This is a genomic window from Bacillus sp. ISL-46, assembly GCF_018613205.1.
Genome location: NZ_JAGGQR010000027.1, coordinates 118,306 through 135,696 on the forward strand (window position 1 = coordinate 118,306; position 17,391 = coordinate 135,696).

Annotated in this window: 20 protein-coding genes; 15 read left to right on the plus strand and 5 right to left on the minus strand. The window is 37.0% G+C overall.

What is annotated here, in order from left to right:
* Window positions 1–50 precede the first annotated feature (50 nt).
* The 4 genes from J7E67_RS15620 to J7E67_RS15635 all read left to right on the plus strand — a co-directional run bounded on the left by J7E67_RS15620 (window position 51) and on the right by J7E67_RS15635 (window position 2,703).
* Window positions 51–836 (plus strand): SDR family oxidoreductase, encoded by a 786-nt coding sequence (locus J7E67_RS15620; protein ID WP_168242636.1) that lies wholly within the window; start codon window positions 51–53, stop codon window positions 834–836.
* A gap of 91 nt (window positions 837–927) precedes the next feature.
* Entirely contained in the window at window positions 928–1,401 is a 474-nt protein-coding gene (locus J7E67_RS15625) for a hypothetical protein (RefSeq protein WP_214714679.1), read from the plus strand.
* Window positions 1,402–1,576: 175 nt separating this feature from the next.
* A complete protein-coding gene (locus J7E67_RS15630; protein ID WP_214732351.1) occupies window positions 1,577–2,467 on the plus strand; it encodes an NAD(P)-dependent oxidoreductase in 891 nt (296 codons plus the stop codon).
* 56 nt (window positions 2,468–2,523) lie between these two features.
* Window positions 2,524–2,703 (plus strand): hypothetical protein, encoded by a 180-nt coding sequence (locus tag J7E67_RS15635; protein ID WP_168242639.1) that lies wholly within the window; start codon window positions 2,524–2,526, stop codon window positions 2,701–2,703.
* A 46-nt stretch (window positions 2,704–2,749) separates the two neighbouring features.
* On the opposite strand, the gene J7E67_RS15640 is transcribed toward J7E67_RS15635, so the two are convergent.
* The 5 genes from J7E67_RS15640 to J7E67_RS15660 all read right to left on the minus strand — a co-directional run bounded on the left by J7E67_RS15640 (window position 2,750) and on the right by J7E67_RS15660 (window position 7,213).
* The gene (locus J7E67_RS15640) at window positions 2,750–3,904 is read right to left on the minus strand and encodes an aminotransferase A (RefSeq protein ID WP_214732313.1); all 1,155 of its coding nucleotides are present in this window, start codon (window positions 3,902–3,904) and stop codon (window positions 2,750–2,752) included.
* A gap of 155 nt (window positions 3,905–4,059) precedes the next feature.
* Complete coding sequence (locus J7E67_RS15645) at window positions 4,060–4,260, minus strand: hypothetical protein (RefSeq protein WP_098933088.1); 201 nt, start codon at window positions 4,258–4,260, stop codon at window positions 4,060–4,062.
* A gap of 175 nt (window positions 4,261–4,435) precedes the next feature.
* A complete protein-coding gene (locus tag J7E67_RS15650) occupies window positions 4,436–4,912 on the minus strand; it encodes a YkyB family protein (protein ID WP_214714673.1) in 477 nt (158 codons plus the stop codon).
* Between the two features lie 418 nt (window positions 4,913–5,330).
* On the minus strand, window positions 5,331–6,203 hold the full coding sequence (locus J7E67_RS15655; protein ID WP_214714671.1) for a metallophosphoesterase: 873 nt from the start codon (window positions 6,201–6,203) through the stop codon (window positions 5,331–5,333).
* Between the two features lie 164 nt (window positions 6,204–6,367).
* Window positions 6,368–7,213: a C39 family peptidase gene (locus J7E67_RS15660; protein WP_251026796.1), complete on the minus strand. Its 846-nt coding sequence runs from the start codon at window positions 7,211–7,213 to the stop codon at window positions 6,368–6,370.
* Between the two features lie 139 nt (window positions 7,214–7,352).
* Between J7E67_RS15660 and J7E67_RS15665 the strand changes: the two genes are divergently transcribed.
* The 11 genes from J7E67_RS15665 (at window position 7,353) to J7E67_RS15715 (ending at window position 17,365) form a co-directional block, all read left to right on the plus strand.
* A complete protein-coding gene (locus J7E67_RS15665) occupies window positions 7,353–8,564 on the plus strand; it encodes an EAL domain-containing protein (protein ID WP_214732314.1) in 1,212 nt (403 codons plus the stop codon).
* 229 nt (window positions 8,565–8,793) lie between these two features.
* Window positions 8,794–9,030 carry a YkuJ family protein gene (locus J7E67_RS15670; protein WP_066252435.1) on the plus strand — a complete coding sequence of 79 codons (237 nt, stop codon included), beginning with the start codon at window positions 8,794–8,796 and terminating at the stop codon, window positions 9,028–9,030.
* A 219-nt stretch (window positions 9,031–9,249) separates the two neighbouring features.
* Window positions 9,250–9,693, plus strand: a complete 444-nt coding sequence (gene cbpB / locus J7E67_RS15675) for a cyclic-di-AMP-binding protein CbpB (RefSeq protein ID WP_214714783.1) — start codon at window positions 9,250–9,252, stop codon at window positions 9,691–9,693.
* 57 nt (window positions 9,694–9,750) lie between these two features.
* On the plus strand, window positions 9,751–11,262 hold the full coding sequence (locus J7E67_RS15680) for an MDR family MFS transporter (RefSeq protein ID WP_214732315.1): 1,512 nt from the start codon (window positions 9,751–9,753) through the stop codon (window positions 11,260–11,262).
* A 33-nt stretch (window positions 11,263–11,295) separates the two neighbouring features.
* On the plus strand, window positions 11,296–12,183 hold the full coding sequence (locus J7E67_RS15685; protein WP_214732316.1) for a transcriptional regulator CcpC: 888 nt from the start codon (window positions 11,296–11,298) through the stop codon (window positions 12,181–12,183).
* Window positions 12,184–12,256: 73 nt separating this feature from the next.
* Complete coding sequence (gene dapD / locus J7E67_RS15690) at window positions 12,257–12,967, plus strand: 2,3,4,5-tetrahydropyridine-2,6-dicarboxylate N-acetyltransferase (RefSeq protein WP_168242647.1); 711 nt, start codon at window positions 12,257–12,259, stop codon at window positions 12,965–12,967.
* Between the two features lie 122 nt (window positions 12,968–13,089).
* The gene (locus J7E67_RS15695) at window positions 13,090–14,223 is read left to right on the plus strand and encodes an N-acetyldiaminopimelate deacetylase (protein WP_214714665.1); all 1,134 of its coding nucleotides are present in this window, start codon (window positions 13,090–13,092) and stop codon (window positions 14,221–14,223) included.
* A 271-nt stretch (window positions 14,224–14,494) separates the two neighbouring features.
* The gene (locus J7E67_RS15700) at window positions 14,495–15,043 is read left to right on the plus strand and encodes a peroxiredoxin (RefSeq protein WP_088086231.1); all 549 of its coding nucleotides are present in this window, start codon (window positions 14,495–14,497) and stop codon (window positions 15,041–15,043) included.
* A 64-nt stretch (window positions 15,044–15,107) separates the two neighbouring features.
* Window positions 15,108–15,563, plus strand: a complete 456-nt coding sequence (locus tag J7E67_RS15705) for a TlpA disulfide reductase family protein (RefSeq protein ID WP_214714663.1) — start codon at window positions 15,108–15,110, stop codon at window positions 15,561–15,563.
* A 141-nt stretch (window positions 15,564–15,704) separates the two neighbouring features.
* Window positions 15,705–16,619 carry a DUF4349 domain-containing protein gene (locus J7E67_RS15710; protein WP_214714661.1) on the plus strand — a complete coding sequence of 305 codons (915 nt, stop codon included), beginning with the start codon at window positions 15,705–15,707 and terminating at the stop codon, window positions 16,617–16,619.
* 86 nt (window positions 16,620–16,705) lie between these two features.
* Window positions 16,706–17,365, plus strand: coding sequence for a potassium channel family protein (locus J7E67_RS15715; RefSeq protein WP_168242652.1), 660 nt, complete (start codon window positions 16,706–16,708; stop codon window positions 17,363–17,365).
* The last annotated feature ends 26 nt before the right edge of the window (window positions 17,366–17,391 follow it).

Below are 17,391 nucleotides of genomic sequence, written 5' to 3' on the forward strand. Positions count from 1 at the left end.
AATTTATCCTGTATACTAAGAATATATTTATGAAGGAGGAATTGTAAACAATGGAGTTGAATTTAACTGGTAAAACAGCTTTGGTGGTTGCTTCCAGCCAGGGCTTAGGGTTTGCAATAGCTGAACGATTAGTAAGAGAGGGGGCAAATGTTATGATTTCTGGCCGAGAAGAGGAAAAGCTGAAACAAAAAGCAAGTCAGCTTGAATCTCTTGGTATGGGAAAAGTAGCCTACCAAAAAACTGATATAACTAATGTAAATGACATTAATCAGCTGGTAAAAGTAACAGCAGAATCGTTTCAAAGAATTGATATACTAGTTAATAATGCTGGAGGCCCTCCTGCCGGGGCGTTTGAGGAGTTAACAGATGAGGAATGGCAGAAGTCCTTTGAATTGAATTTATTATCATATGTTCGAATGATCCGGGCTTCTTTGCCCTATTTAAAAGAGCAGGGCGGGAAAATTTTGAACATCGCCTCTACTTCGATTAAAGAACCAATTCCAGGCTTAATACTCTCGAATACCTTTCGGACGGGAATAGTTGGACTAGCAAAAACTCTTGCTTCAGAACTGGCTCAATATAATATTCTTATTAATACCATTGCTCCTGGCCGGATTGCAACTGACCGCGTCAATCATTTAGATCAAGTAAATGCAGATAAACTTGGAGTCGATCGGGAAACTATCGCATTGCAAGTAAAGGAAGGAATTCCATTAAAGAGATACGGAACACCAGAGGAATTTGCAAATGTTGCAGCTTTCCTATTATCTGATGCTAATTCCTATATGACAGGCAGTTCATTTTTAGTAGATGGAGGGATGATCAAAGCGATATAATAACCCAATTATTTTTTCCTATATTAACCTTTCTTTACGTTTATTACCGATGTATTTTGGCTATGGTAAAAATATTAAGGGAGTGTTATAGATGCTGAAAAATATTCGATTCATTACTGTATTGATCTTAATAGTATGCAGTTCTTCTCTGCTAAGCGGCTGTAGTTTGCTTTTTTCCAATGAATTAATTGTAAACCGCTATGCCGACGCCTTGTTAACAAAAAATAATGAACTTCAATTCCGTTTTCGAATTAACAATGAAATATTAACAGGGCAACAATTATATAAAGTGAAAGTTACTATTCACGATGACAAATTAGCTGCCGCAATCGGTAAACGAGAAATAGTATACGGAGAAGATCAAGTGTTGAACGGTGAATATTTAGAAGTAAAAGGAAAAGGTGAGAAATATATTTTTATGGATCCGTTGCCCCTAAGAGAAGATTTACATATTCTTGACCTTAAAAACATGATTGAAAAGGATAATGCTGTTTCGATTGAAGTATTTAATAATCAAGAAGTATTCGGTCGTGCCTATTTAACAAATTTTTCTTCAGAGTTATAAAAAGTGATTATGTTCTCGGTTGAAAGGACAAAATATATTTGTGCATAACTTTGGAGATGGAGCACGAAGACCGGAGCGACTGGGACGTTCCGGTTTTTTTATGCATAATTTTTTATCAATCAAAATTTTAATGCTAAAATATATAAGGAAAATTCCAAAGAGAGGGAAGATTATGTTGCTTACTCCAGAAAATACGGTAATTGGATTTATTGGCACAGGTGTAATGGGAAAAAGTATGGCAGGACATTTATTAAAGGCGGGCTACTCTGCAGTTGTATATTCAAGGACAAGGGAAAAGGCACAAGACCTATTGGATAATGGCGCATACTGGGCCGCAACGCCGAAAGAGGTAGCTGAAAAAGCATCAGTAACTTTCACAATGGTCGGTTATCCAACCGATGTGGAGGAAATATATTTCGGCGAAAATGGCTTAATTCAAAATGGAACATCTGGAAGCTATCTTATCGATATGACAACCTCTTCTCCGTCACTTGCCATTAAAATTTATGAACAGGCTAAAAGGAAAGGAATTCAGGCGATTGATGCACCTGTTTCTGGTGGAGATGTAGGTGCAAAGGAAGCTAAGCTCTCCATCATGGCTGGTGGTGAAAGTGAAGCGTTTGAAGAGGTTCGTCCTATATTGGAGTTGCTTGGAACTAACGTGGTCCACCAAGGCAAACCAGGTGCTGGCCAGCATACAAAAATGTGCAATCAAATTGCAATTGCTTCAAACATGATAGGTGTTTGTGAAGCAATTATATATGCTGAAAAAGCTGGGCTGGATCCAGAAAATGTCCTGAAAAGTATTACAACGGGAGCTGCTGGAAGCTGGTCTCTAAGCAATCTTGCACCAAGAATGTTAGCCGGAAATTTTGAACCTGGTTTTTACATAAAGCATTTTATAAAGGATATGAAAATAGCGATAGATGAAGCTGATCGAATGGGAATGGAAGTACCAGGTCTCTCATTAGCTAAATCTTTATACGACCAATTAGCCGAAATGGGAGAAGAAAATAGCGGCACACATGCGCTTTATAAATATTGGAAGGAACTAATAGTTGAATAAATTCCTCCAATCTTCTTGAAACTATAAGAGAAACCTTGAATTAGGAGGAATTGTTAATGGCTAAACGGACAAAAAAGAACGACGCGAAACAAAAAAACAAAAAGGGGTTTGATTCTGCAGTAGCGAACGAAGAATTTGCCAATGAATTCGGCTCAGCTGCAGCAAATCAAGCACATAAAGAAAAGGCTAAAAAAGAAAAGGCTCCTAAAAACAATGGGAAATATAAAGGCCAATAATTTTTAAAATTAATACCCTCACATTAAATGTGAGGGTAAAATTCGTTTATTTCCAATTTCGTAAATATTGTTCCAGCCGATTTAGGCCAAGTTCTAATAATTCCATAGAACAAGCAAACGATAACCGGAAATAGCCTTCTCCATATTCAGAAAAAGCACTGCCTGGAACGACGGCCACTTTTGTTTCTTGAACAAGCTTAAGGGCAAAGTCAAAGCTGCTTAATGCGATGGTATCAGGAATTTTCACAAAGAAATAAAACGCTCCGTCCGGTTTGACGGCATCAAGTCCCATAGCAGATAATCGCTTGAAAACATAATCCCTTCTTTTTAAATATTCCTTTTTCATCACAAGCGCATCATCAATACCTGTTGTAACGGCCGCAAAAGCTGCTTTTTGCGCAATCGAAGTGGCACAAGAAATGTTATATTGATGGACTTTTAAAATATGTTTGGTGATACCTTCAGGTGCAAATAAAAAGCCAATTCTCCATCCTGTCATTGAGTGGGATTTGGATAACCCATTTATTACGATGGTTTGTTCTTTTAGAAAGGAAGCAATCGATTGATGTGGCTGATCAAAGGTAAGTTCGCTGTATATTTCATCTGCAAGGATAAAGATATCTTTATTCTTAAGATATTCTGCTATTTCTCTTAGCTCTGACTCTGAGAGACTGACTCCAGTCGGGTTCGAAGGGTACGGGAGTACAATACAGCGAGTTTTCTCAGTAATAAATGGTTTGATCATTTCTAAAGTAAAGCGAAACTGGTTTCGCCGAATATCGACATGCACTGGAGTTGCCCCCATCATTCGAATAATTGGTTCATAGCCAGGATAAATTGGACCTGGTAATATGACTTCAGAATCCTCTATTAAAATAGACCGAAAAGCAATATCAATTGCCTCACTTGCCCCTGCAGTAACAATCACTTCTGATTCAGGCTTATAATGCAAGCCATATTTTTTTTCTACAAAATTGCACGCTGCTTCCCTTAATTCAATCGTCCCTGCATTATGGGTATAGGAAGTAAAGTTTTGTTCAATTGCTGCAATAGCTGCATTTTTTACATGTTCTGGGGTCGGGAAATCAGGTTGTCCAATTGTAAATGAAATCAGGTCATCAACATGCGCAACCATATTAAAAAACTTTCTAATTCCCGAGATTTCTATATCTTTTACTCGTTGATTAATTAAATGCTCCAATATTGTCCATCCTTCCGACAGGGTTTCATCTGTTATGAATATAATGATTATAGACTATTTTTATCTAAAGTTACCACTATGTGAAATAAAAAACGATCTGAGTTTTTATCAGACCGCTTTTTGGGGAAAGGGAGTTTCATTTAAATTAAAGTGTTTTAATAACCATAGTCCCAGTCAACTTCGTCCTCGTGCCAAAAAACGGGTGACACAGAACCAAAATTAACTATTTTACTTTCCAGCATACAAGTACAATGCTCGCAGCCACATTGCTCTTTAATTTCTTCATAAATAGAATGATCAACATCTTCAATAAATGTAACATTTTGTTCCTGAAAAAGAATCGCTGTTCCTTTCATTGGTCAAGCACCTCTTTTAAAAGTATATTCAACTAAAGATTATTTAACTTATAACTATATTGTAAATCCGCATTTATTGACCGTCTATATATTAGTGAGGTTGTTCACAAAATCATCACGAAGCATGAGCAAAAATAAGACAAATCAAAAAAGCCAACGATGGCTTTTTTGATTTTTAAGAGTACCTTTCGCCTAATTTTTTAAAAATAGGTTTTTGGTAAGTTTTGCTCTTTTTATGATTACTTGGGGGTTGATCGAGTTCTGAGATGCCAGTATATAGTTGAAGTAATGCTTTTGCTGAATTAAGTGAGAGTGTTGCCTTTGGATTTCGCACCCGTTCATCTAACTTTCCAAAATGAGGTAGTTCAAGAAAATCTGATTTAGTTGGAGGAATATGAAATGTGTATCTTCCACATTCAACAAGGACATCAGACTGCTGCTGACTATTACGCGGATTTCCAGAAAAATGAAGACCAACTTTTTTTGCTTTGCCTTCTTCAATTAATTTTTTTAACGTTTCTTGTTTCAATCTGTACAATAATTTGGGATTTGTAGCCGTTTTTGCATGGCGATTCACAATAAAGATAGCTTGAGCGAGGTTTTCGATGGTTAGATTTAAATTTATTAGGGGGCCTTTCTGATCATAATTCAAAATATGTTCTCCTTTCAGTTATATAAAACATCTATATTATACCCCTTTTTTTAAGAAATAGGAATAATTCAGTGCATCTTTTTGGCTACTATGATAAGAAAATGATAAAAATTCTTCTAATCTTACGAATAAAAGAGAGTTTAGACTGTTAACCTAATCCTACACTATAAAAAGAATTAAAAGAAACTTTCGTGAAATAATCTTTAATTTCTATAAATTACTTTGCAGAAGGTGTAGAAAATGAAAAGCAAGTTGAATTACTAGCAAATCCCAACTGTCATAAGATTCTAGGCTTTTATTATTCAAAACCGATACCGGTCGATGAGTTAGAAAAGCTCTTTTTGTGAAAGCACCGATGGAATAGAATGCTAGGCTGTATAAAAAAACCTTATCTTAACTGATAAGGTTTTTTCGTTTTCTACTTTTCTGATTTTAGAGTAAAGACAGTTAATTCAGGTTTTGACATAAAGCGAAAGGGGAGACGTGTTGTTCCAATTCCTCTATTTACATATAGTGAGAGGGGATTATGCTCGCCGATTGAATAAAGACCCTCTGGGTATATTTGGCCAAAAGGAGGAGTCACAAGAGCCCCCAAAAATGGGATTTTAATCTGTCCTCCATGGCTATGACCACTTAGCTGCCATTGGACTGGATACAATGAAGCTGTTTCTGCAAGGTCGGGTGCATGGGATAATAATATTTTAAACGAATTTTTTGGCACATTTTTTAAAGTCAAAGGTAAATTAGGATTCCCTAGCATCGCATCATCAATCCCAAGCAGATAGATTATGCTTCCATCACTTAATTTAATTGGTGCTGAATCATTCATAAGTACGGAAAAATCAGTTGTTTCCATAATATTCCGGTAAATATCAGAGCCATAGCCGCCATGATCATGATTACCAAAAATGCAGTATTTTCCAAGCGGAGCCTGTAATTTCTTCAAAATAGGCATCAGTTTATTAATTTCTGTATATTGGTTTGGCTCGTCCATTAAATCTCCAGTAAATAAAATAATGTCTGGCTTAAGACTATTAATTTTTTTAACTAATTGATTAAATTGATGAAGATTATATTGAAAACCAAGGTGTGTATCACTAAATTGAATCATTTTTATTCCATCAAAGCTGTTAGGGATTAGTGGATGTTTGATTTGGAGTTCTTGAATATCGAGTAATGAGGGTTCAATTCGATTGGCATAAAGATAGCCTCCCGAACTTAATCCGAGAACGGTAAGAAATGAACCCAATGTTCGTTTTAGAAAGGTTCTCCTCGTCTGATTTTTAGCCATTTTTTCAACCAACCTATCTTTTATTCACCTTCTATAAAAAGAAGGGTCCCTTTGTATTTTCTTTAAAAACTTTCGATAATGCAAGTGAAAAGGTCCTTGGTATGTTCTTATTCAAAAAAAATTAAAACATGCATAAAAAGCAGCCAACAATGTGGCTGCTTTTCCTACTTATAGCTTACGGCACGGCTTTTTAATGCTTTCCAAGAAGAAATAAATTGTTGTTTACCTACTCTTACTTGTTTTTTTCCAGAAAGTGGATCGTTTAAATAGACATATTTCGTGTCATAACCAACTAAAACGACAGCATGTAGATCAAGCGGGGTTTTAATGTATTGTTTCCCGTGATACCAGCCCTCCCAACGGTCTGGAAGACGGTAATCCCCGGTTGTCCATACAACCACTGGATACCCTGCAGAAACATGCTCTAAGACCCTGTCAAATGGCATGTTTGTTAAATTAATGGCTCTTCCAGGGAGCTTTTGGTTGATTAGGGCAATCATCGGTTGGTCAAATACTGCATACCCTGCTCTTCTGCCTGTCATATCCCCAACAAAACCATCTGCTGGGTTTCCCCAATGAACTATATCTCCCTTTGGAGATCTAATGAGCGGGTCTACATCCTTCCGGATCGACCGGTATAGATCCATTTTACTTGTTTTAACGCCTGCAAAATTTAGCACCATTGCTAGGCTTGTGACTTCACAGCCGTATCTAAGTTCAGGGTTTTGCTTAATTAATACCACATTTAGCATAGCAGAATTCTTTTTGGGAGTAGTACTAACCGAATCACTCTTATTGGCTTCATTTTTTCCATAAATCACTTGTTGATTAAGTTCTTTTATTGTATATCGGTTATTTTCAAAATCGACAGATGATGTGGATTTAGTATTCTCTTTCACGGATATCGTGGAAAGAGGCTGTTTGCTTTCTGTGCTGGAATGTGTATCAGCATTAAAGTGGCTGCATCCCAACATGGGAAGGATCGAGGCTAATAAGCAAAGTTTTTTCAAAACTTATCCTCCTTATAGAACAGCGTAGGTATAGGATATGATTGTTTATAAGCGACTATAATGGTATCCTTTTGGAAAAGAACGAGAATCCGTCGTTTTGCGTATGGTATAATGAGAAAAAAATTTTGGAGGTACTTGGATGGATGCATTGGAAATACTATCGGATCTTGAAAATGTATTTCCCTATTTTCAACCGATTATTAGTGCCGATGAACAACGTGTAATTGCCTATGAGGTATTGGGGAGATATGAATCAGAAGGGAAAATCATCAGTTTAGGGGCCTTTTTTCAGGATGATCAAATTCCTGATGAATATAAGTTTGAAGTGGACTTGTTATTAGTCAAAATGGCACTTGAAAAAGCGTTAAAGCTTGATGAGGATGTAAGTATTTTTCTGAATAGGAATGCTGATTTATTAATGTATGGCCATGGTGAACCTTTTTTACAAGAGCTCCTCGCGTTTGAAAAAAAGGGCTTGATGTTAAATCGAATTGTTCTAGAAATTTCAGATCGAAATTATACTGGGGATTTAGACCAATTTGATCACTTATTGCAATATTATCGAACATATGGGATTAAAATAGCGATAGCAAGAATTGACAGTGAAAGTAACTATTTTGAACGAATAGGACAACTTGAACCAGATATACTGAAAATTAACCTACAAGCCTTAAAATCGACGTCAACTGGTATAAATTATCACGATGTCTTGTTTACATTGTCTCTTTTGGCGCGGAAAATAGGTGCCACACTCTTGTTTGAAAATATTGAGATGAGCTACCAACTGCAGTTTGCATGGAAAAATGGCGGTCGTTATTATCAAGGTTATTATTTACACCCGCCAGCAGCAGAGTTCATTCAACGTGATTTCCTAAAGGATCGCTTAAAAGAGAAGTTTCATGACTTTATTTCATATGAAAAAAAGAAATTAGAAGCAGTTTATACAACTGCAGAATTTTTTCAAGCCAAAGTCCAAGAAATTGTGATTAAGAACAGAAATGCAACTTATCAAAACCTTTTTCAAGTACTAATAAAAGAATTGGATCAGATTGCCTTTAGAATGTATGTTTGTGATGAGGATGGCTTCCAGAAATCTGCCAATATCTTTAAAGAAAAAGAGGGTTGGATCACTCAATCCGAGTACATTCAAAAAAATTGGAGCTGGCGTCCTTACTTTTTAGAAAATATTATCAAAATGAGAAATGAACGAAAAGGAATCTTATCTGATTTATATTGTGATATTGATACTGGGGAAACGATTCGTACTTTTTCATTCCCAATGAATGGGGAAGATTATTTGTTTATCGATATATCCTATCAATATTTATTCCAACATGACCAATTACTTTAAAATGCACTGAATTTGCTATCTTTTAGCTTCTTTTTAGGGAAGTGTATTAAAAAATTCCTTATTTTTTTATTTTTACTTGGACAAATGGACAACGTTATTTTATTCTTTTAATATTGGCATATTAATTATGCGGTTGGAAAATTATGAAAGTAATCCAATCGGATAGAAAAATGCCAAATGAGAAACATAATTGTAGATGTTTGTTTGGGTTTGAAAGGAGACGGAGCATATGTCACAGCTTCAAGGTATATTAACAAGATTAAAAAATCTTCAGGAACAAGCTAATAGTGGTGAGCCAGCACAACGCTATTTCGAGGTAAACGGTGATAGAAAGTGTCAAGTAACATTTCATCCGAAAACGGAGACATTTGAATTAGAAGTATATAATGAAAAGGAAAAACCAAAAAGATATCAATTTGATAATGTTGATATGATTACAATTGAAATTTTTGATTTGATTCAATAAGGAACCTTTAGGGTTCCTTTATTTTTCTTATTTCGCATAAGTGCAACTACGCCTCTGTCTTCGCCTAACGGCTCGCTAGTCGGCGAGTTTTCTTTATGTCAACGACTGCGGAGGTTGTATTTAGGTTTCTAATTATACATTACCAAAATTAGCACAGACTCCCGAATACTATGGTAGAATGTAACTGTGGAAAAACAAATTTTTGAGGAGTTTTCGGCTATGATCAGTCTTCCCAACGGTGAATTTTTAAAATTAACAATAAAAGAATTAATGATCCCTTCCGAACGGGTAGCGCATGTCCAAATAGGTAATAATCTCGAACATGCCTTATTAGTTTTAACAAAAAGCGGGTATACGGCTATACCGGTCTTAGACCCTCATTACAAGCTTCATGGGTTAATTAGCACCCCGATTATTATGGATTCTATTCTTGGACTAGAAAGAATTGAATTTGAACAACTTGAGAAAAAACGAGTGGAAGAGGTTATGAAAGGCTCTATTCCACGAGTTAAAATTACTGCATCCTTAAAAAAATGTCTTGAATTACTTGTTAACCAACCATTTCTTTGTGTTGAAACTGAAGATGGATACTTTGAAGGAATCTTGCCAAGAAGTACGTTATTAAATCAATTAAATAAAATAATAAAAAAAAGTGAAAAATGATGTATTTAGGCCCCCCCAAGCAGGGGGCTTGATTTTTTTTAAGTTTGAGGTGTGCATATGAGTACTTCTACTGAGAAGATATCCAAAGGAAAGTCCAACAGCAGGCAAACGAAAAAGCCACTAGTTCTAGCCGCCGTAATGTTAGCGATGTTTATGGGGGCGATTGAAGCAACGATTGTTTCAACCGCAATGCCCGCAATTGTCGCTGATTTAGGCGGGTTTACACTATATAGTTGGGTATTTTCTGCGTACTTGTTAATGAATTCTGTAACCGTTCTTATTTATGGTAAATTATCTGACTTATTTGGTCGAAAACCAATTCTTACGATTGGAATATTAATTTTTTTATTAGGATCCATTCTTTGTGGATTCGCCACATCAATGAAAATGTTGATTATTTTTCGTTTGATTCAAGGGTTTGGAGCAGGTGCTGTCACACCGATTGCGACAACAATAATTGGCGATATCTATACTTCAGAAGAACGGGCTAAAATTCAGGGATACCTAGCTAGTGTATGGGGTGTTTCGGCGATTGCTGGACCTGCTGTTGGAGGCTTACTTGTCCAATATGTAAGTTGGCATTATGTATTCTGGATAAACATTCCGCTTGGGATTCTGTCCTTAGTAGGCCTATGGCTGTTCTTACATGAAAATGTCCAAAGGAAAAAACATGAAATAGATTATCTTGGTGCTATTTTGTTAACGATGACAATTTCTTCGTTAATGTTTATCCTTGTAGAAGGTGGGAGCCGCTTTGCATGGGGATCTTGGCAGTCGCTAAGCTTTTTTGCTTTCAGCGCTGTAACATTACTTGGGTTTGTATTTCAGGAAGCCCGTGCTAGAGAGCCAGTAATGCCATTTTCAATTTGGAAGGAACGCTCTATTCTTATAGCCAACACTACCTCGCTTTCTACGGGAATCATGTTAATTGGAATTTCGAGCTTTTTACCTACATTTGTGCAAGGTGTTATGGAACAAACACCCATTGTTGCGGGTTTTACGTTGACAGCTATGTCAATCGGGTGGCCAATTGCATCCACACTTGCGGGACGGTTGTTGATAACGATGGGTTATCGAAAAACATCTATTATCGGTGGTGTCTCGTTAATCATTGGCAGCATTGCCTTCTTGACTATGTCAGCCTCCTCAGGGCCTTTATGGGCAGCAGTGGGTTCTTTTTTCGTTGGATTAGGGATGGGCTTAACATCCACTGCCTTTATTGTCTCGATTCAAAGTACGGTTGGTTGGGAACAGAGAGGCATCGCAACTGCATCTAATATGTTTATGAGAAATCTTGGAAATACAATTGGTGCAGCATTACTGGGGGGAATCCTTAATAACAGGTTGAGTCAATATTTAAGCGAGAATGATCATTCCTTATCAGTAGATGATGTCAATCTACTCTTAAAATCTGCTGAGCGAGAAAATCTCTCTGAATCAGTCCGGAGTTTCTTGCAGAATGGGTTAACCATTTCTCTTCACTCTGTTTATTATGTTGTCTTCGCCTTGGCAATCATAAGTTTACTGTTAATATTTTTTATACCGAAAAAGAACGATAGCTCTGTGTAACTTCACAGAGCTTTTTTAAGGAGGGGAACAATCTTGTCCTCATTATCAGAATTTCAATTATTATCCGTGTTAGCCCAGGAGATGAATATGCGGAAGGCATCGGAACGGCTGTTTGTTTCACAGCCAGCGCTTTCGCAACGATTGCAAACAATCGAAAAAGATTGGGGAACGAAATTATTTATTCGCTCGCAAAAAGGTCTAGCTCTAACCCCCTCAGGTGAGCATGTCATCCAATTTGCAAATGAAGTACTAACTAAGCAAGAAAAGGTGCGTGAAACCATTCATTCCCTTCAATCAGGTGTATCAGGTACTTTGAAGATTGCTGTTGCTTCGATTGTAGGCCAAAACTGGCTTCCACAGGTTTTAAAGAAATTTATTGATAGATATCCTCAAGCCAAAATTTCATTAGTAACTGGATGGAGCAGCGAAATTTTAAAATGCTTATATGACGATCAAGTTCATATTGGGATTATCCGTGGTACACCCGATTGGAAAGGAATTAAGGTTCATCTATTTAACGATCCTCTTTATTTAGTAGACAGGGAAATTACCAGTCCGGAACAAGTTTTAAATACGGACCGCCCCTTCATTCAATTTAAAAGTGATTCTAATTATTTCCAAGAAATTCAAGATTGGTGGATGCGCAATTTTAAGACTTCACCCAAGAGGACCGTTGTGGTTGATCAAATTGAGACATGCAAGCAGATGGCTTTCAATGGCATTGGCTACGCCATCCTGCCAGCCATAACATTAACTAAAGCAGAAAAGGAAATTTTCAAAATACCGCTTTTAAATGAGAATAATGAACCTCTTAAACGTGATACATGGCTACTGGGCTATGAATCGGCCTTTCAATTAAAGCAAGTTTCAGCCTTTGTAGAATTAATTAAGGAACATATCGCTGAATCTTCAGGAGATTAGGGTAGTTTTTCTTGTTTTCGTTTCTTTTGTTTGTTAAAGTATTTTTTAGTACGAATACATAGGGGGTAAAATAATGAAGATGATGGATGCAAATGAAATTATTTCTTTTATCCAAAATAGTAAAAAATCTACACCTGTAAAGGTTTATTTAAAAGGTGAATTAGCAGGAATTGATTTTGGAAACAATACAAAAACTTTTATTAATGGAAATACGGGTGTCATTTTTGGTGAATGGTCTGAAATTAATGAAGTGTTAGAAGCACATAAAGAAAAAATTGAAGATCAAGTGGTTGAAAATGACCGTCGTAATTCTGCAATCCCTTTGTTAGATAATAAGCATATTAATGCCCGAATTGAGCCAGGTGTTACTATTCGTGACCAAGTGGAAATCGGTGATAATGCCGTTATTATGATGGGAGCCGTTATCAATATCGGTGCCGTTATTGGTGAAAAATCGATGATTGATATGGGTGTTGTTCTAGGTGGAAGAGCTACTGTCGGGAAGAATTGTCATATTGGGGCGGGAACTGTCTTGGCCGGTGTTATTGAACCCCCATCTGCGAAGCCTGTTATTATTGAGGATGATGTTCTTATTGGAGCGAATGCCGTTGTTCTTGAAGGGGTAACAGTTGGAACAGGTTCAGTAGTAGCTGCAGGTGCAGTTGTCACTCAAGATGTTGCTCCTTATACAGTTGTAGCAGGGATGCCGGCAAGGAAAATTAAAGATATTGATGAAAAAACGAAGTCAAAAACTGAAATAATGCAAGAACTTCGTCAACTTTAAAAGCCCGCTTCCTTTGCGCGAAGTACTCTAGCCGCCGGGCGCTGGAGCTAGATAGTTCTCTAAGTATAAGTAGAAAAGCGTGGAGCATATCCACGCTTCTTTTTTAAAAGGAGAGTTAATAAATGAATCCATTGATTAAAATCCGCCGTGACCTTCATCAAATTCCAGAACTAGGATTTCAAGAGTTTGAGACACAAGCCTATTTATTGTCTTACCTTGAGTCTTTACCACAAGATCGTATCACGATAAAAATATGGAAGACAGGGTTGTTTGTAAAGGTTCATGGCTTAAATCCCCAAAAAACGATTGGTTATAGAACAGACATCGATGGACTTCCAATTAGCGAAGAAACAGGATTACCTTTCTCATCGACCCACGATAACAAGATGCACGCATGTGGGCATGATTTCCACATGAGCATCGCTCTTGGGGTACTAACTTATTTTACGAATAACCCAATTGCAGACGACCTTATGTTTGTTTTTCAGCCTGCAGAGGAAGGACCTGGCGGAGCGGAACCGATGTTAAAATCAGATGAGATGCTGGAATGGAAGCCTGACCTGATTTTTGCCTTACATATTGCACCAGAGTATCCAGTTGGAACTATCGCGGTTAAGGAAGGGTTACTATTTGCTAATACTTCTGAACTGTTTATTGATCTAAAGGGTAAGGGGGGGCATGCCGCTAGACCCCATGAAACGAATGATATGGTTGTCGCAGCATGTACATTGGTAAATCAGCTGCAAACGATTGTTTCAAGGAATGTCGACCCCTTAGATAGTGCGGTTATAACGATTGGAAAAATCACTAGCGGTACTGTTCAAAATATTATTGCTGAAAATGCAAGGCTTGAGGGAACGATCCGGACGCTTTCTGCTGAATCGATGAAAAAGGTTAAACATCGAATTGAGGCGCTTGTGAAGGGAATCGAGGCAGGTTTTGAATGTGAAGCAGTCATCGATTATGGTTCGATGTATCATCAAGTCTATAATACTGAATCTATTACAAGAGATTTTATGAAATATCTTCAAAACGAAACAAATGTTGAAGTAATCGAGTGCAAGGAAGCGATGACAGGAGAAGACTTTGGATACATGCTTAAAGAGATTCCAGGGCTAATGTTTTGGCTTGGAGTCGATTCGTCCTATGGTTTACACCATTCAAAATTAAATCCACAAGAGGGTGCGATTGAAGTAGCTGTAAAAGTAATGACAAGCTATATAACTAATCTAGGGAATCGATTAAATCTTAAATAAGAAGGCGTTTTATTTTGTTCTGATTAGCAATCATGATAAAATTATAGAGAATTAAAAGGGAAATTGTTACATATCGTCGTTTATTCTTACACAATTAGGGAAAACTTATGGAGGGGAAATAAGGTTATAATTGATAATAAGTATTTAATTAAATTAATTATAATTTAATATTGACTCAAAATAAGATGTGGCCTATAATTAGAATTGTGAAAAGGATAGCAAATGAGAATTGCTATAAATACTCATTTATTAATTATTTGGAGGGATTTGAATGCCAGAACGTATGGTAGGTAAACAAGCACCACGCTTTGAAATGGATGCTGTAATGCCAAACAAAGAATTTAAAAAAGTAAGTTTGGAAGAAAACATGAAAAACGATAAATGGACAGTATTGTTCTTTTATCCAATGGACTTTACATTTGTTTGTCCAACTGAAATAACAGCGATGTCCGATCGTTATGAAGAGTTTGATGATTTAGATGCAGTTATCGTTGGTGCTTCTACTGACACAATCCACACTCATCTTGCTTGGATTAAAACAGATCGTAAAGAAAATGGTCTTGGCGATTTAAACTATCCTCTTGCTGCAGATACTAACCACGTGGTAGCTCGTGATTATGGAGTATTAATTGAAGAAGAAGGTATCGCACTTCGTGGTTTATTCATTATCGATCCAGAGGGTGAATTAAAGTATTCTGTTGTAAATCACAACAACATCGGCCGAGACGTGGATGAAACTTTACGTGTTCTTCAAGCATTACAAACTGGCGGTCTTTGCCCAGCAAACTGGAAGCCTGGACAAGCTACATTGAACGTATAATTTGAACAAAACAGATAGACCTAACCTTTTAAAGTGTTAGGTCTTTTTAATAGGGGGATTATCGATGAAATTACGTGAACCAATGCCAGAGCTAACTGGGGCAACTGAATGGTTAAACGGTGAAGTGACAAGAGCAGACCTAATCGGAGAAAAACCAACATTGCTTCATTTTTGGTCGATTAGCTGCCATCTTTGTAAGGAAGCGATGCCGCAGGTAAATCAATTCCGTGATGATTTTAAGGACAAGTTAAATGTGGTTGCTGTTCATATGCCGCGTTCTGAAAACGACCTTAACCTAGATGAAATTAAACGAGTGGCATCTGAGCATGGAATCAATCAACCGATTTTTGTCGACAGTGATCACAAGTTGACAGAAGCCCTTGAAAATCAATATGTACCAGCTTATTATGTATTTGACAAAGAAGGTAAGCTCCGCCATTTCCAAGCAGGCGGAAGCGGCATGAAAATGCTCGAGAAGCGTGTAAACCGAGTGTTGGATGAGTTGGAAAAAACAGAATAAAAAACGATCTAAGTGCTGTCCGTTATATTCAACGGGCAGCATTTTTATTTTTTTTTCTTTACCTGTAACCTAGCATCCTTTTAATCGTCGGTATTTATATATACAGGACTTAACCATTAGAGGAAAAAGGGGTGTCAGAAGTTGATAAAGCTAAAACGTTGGTTTCCTATCTTTTTCATTATCTTATTATTTTGGATAACAGGGTGCAGTTCCAATAGCGAAGATAAAAGTGCAAAAATGAGTGAAAGTAATGAGGTTGCTATGGATTCAGCCGAATCTGGCGGTGGGGAGGAAGCAGACTTTTACTCGGGTGAAACAGAAAAGGCTGAAAAAAGTTCCACAGCTGTAAATATAAAAATTCCAAACCAAATGGTCATTTATCAAGCGGATCTACAACTGCGAGTAAAGAAATTTGATCAGACAGTCCGTATCCTTGAAGAAAAAGTAATAAAATATGGAGGTTATATAGCAGAGTCTAATGTATCAAAAGAGGGCAACGAGCTGGTAAGCGGCAGCATTAAAATCAGAATACCACAAAAGCACTTTCAGACCTTTTTACATGACGCTGAGAGCCAAGCAGCAGAGGTTTTGCAAAGAAGCATAACAGGGCAGGATGTAACCGAGGAATATGTTGATCTTGAGTCCAGATTAAAATCAAAAAAGGTGGTGGAAGAACGATTACTCACTTTCATGAAAAGTGCAGTAAAAACAGAAGATTTATTGAAAATTTCTGCTGATTTAGCATCTGTACAAGAGGAAATTGAGATCATTGAAGGAAAGATGAAGTTTTTAGAAAACCAAACCTCCCTTTCGACGGTTAACATAACCCTTTACGAAAAAAGCGTAGTTGTACCTACAATTAATAAAGATAAATTAAATACTTGGGAGAAAACCAAAAAACAATTCATGAAAAGCATCAATATGTTATTAGTTGGTTTATCAGGCTTGGTTGTTTTTATCGTTGGTAACCTGCCAGTTCTAGCCATTTTATTTATTATAGTATTTTTTCTCCTTTACTATCTTAAAAAGAGGAAGTCCAGACAGGGGCAGGAATAAGAAGGGATAGCCCTCTCTATATAAATCTGACGAATGATGCTAAAATGAAACATAATAAGATAATGATTTAACCGGGGGAGTTATATATGAAGAAAAGTTTCGCAGTCATTGGGCTTGGTCGATTCGGTGGAAGTATTTGCCGAACTCTTACCGATGAGGGGATGGAAGTTCTTGCTATCGATAAAAATGAAGAACGAGTAAATGAATATGCAATGATTGCTTCTCATGCGGTTGTAGGGGATACAACAGACGAAGCTGTTTTGAAAAGCCTTGGGATTCGTAACTTCGATCATGTGATTGTAGCTATTGGCGATGATATTCAATCAAGTATACTTACAACTCTTATTCTTAAGGAATTAGGTGTAGTGCGTATTACAGCTAAGGCTCAAAACGATTACCATGAAAAAGTTTTGAGGAAAATTGGTGCAGACAGTGTTGTTCACCCAGAAAGAGACATGGGAAAACGGATTGCTAACAATATGGCTTCGAGTAATGTGGTCGACTATCTTGAACTATCAGATGAACACAGTATCGTTGAAATTGTTGCAAATGGAAAACTTAGTGGTCATACGATTATGGATTTGGATATTCGCAAGAAATATGGTTTGAATATTGTCGCCATAAAAAGAGGAGAAGAAATTATTGTTTCTCCACAGGCCAAAGAAACGTTTCACGTAAACGATGTTTTAATCGTGATTGGAACCGACCAAGACATCAATCGATTTGAAAAAAAAGTACTAGAATAAATAAAGCGGAAGCGCTCGAGGCGCTT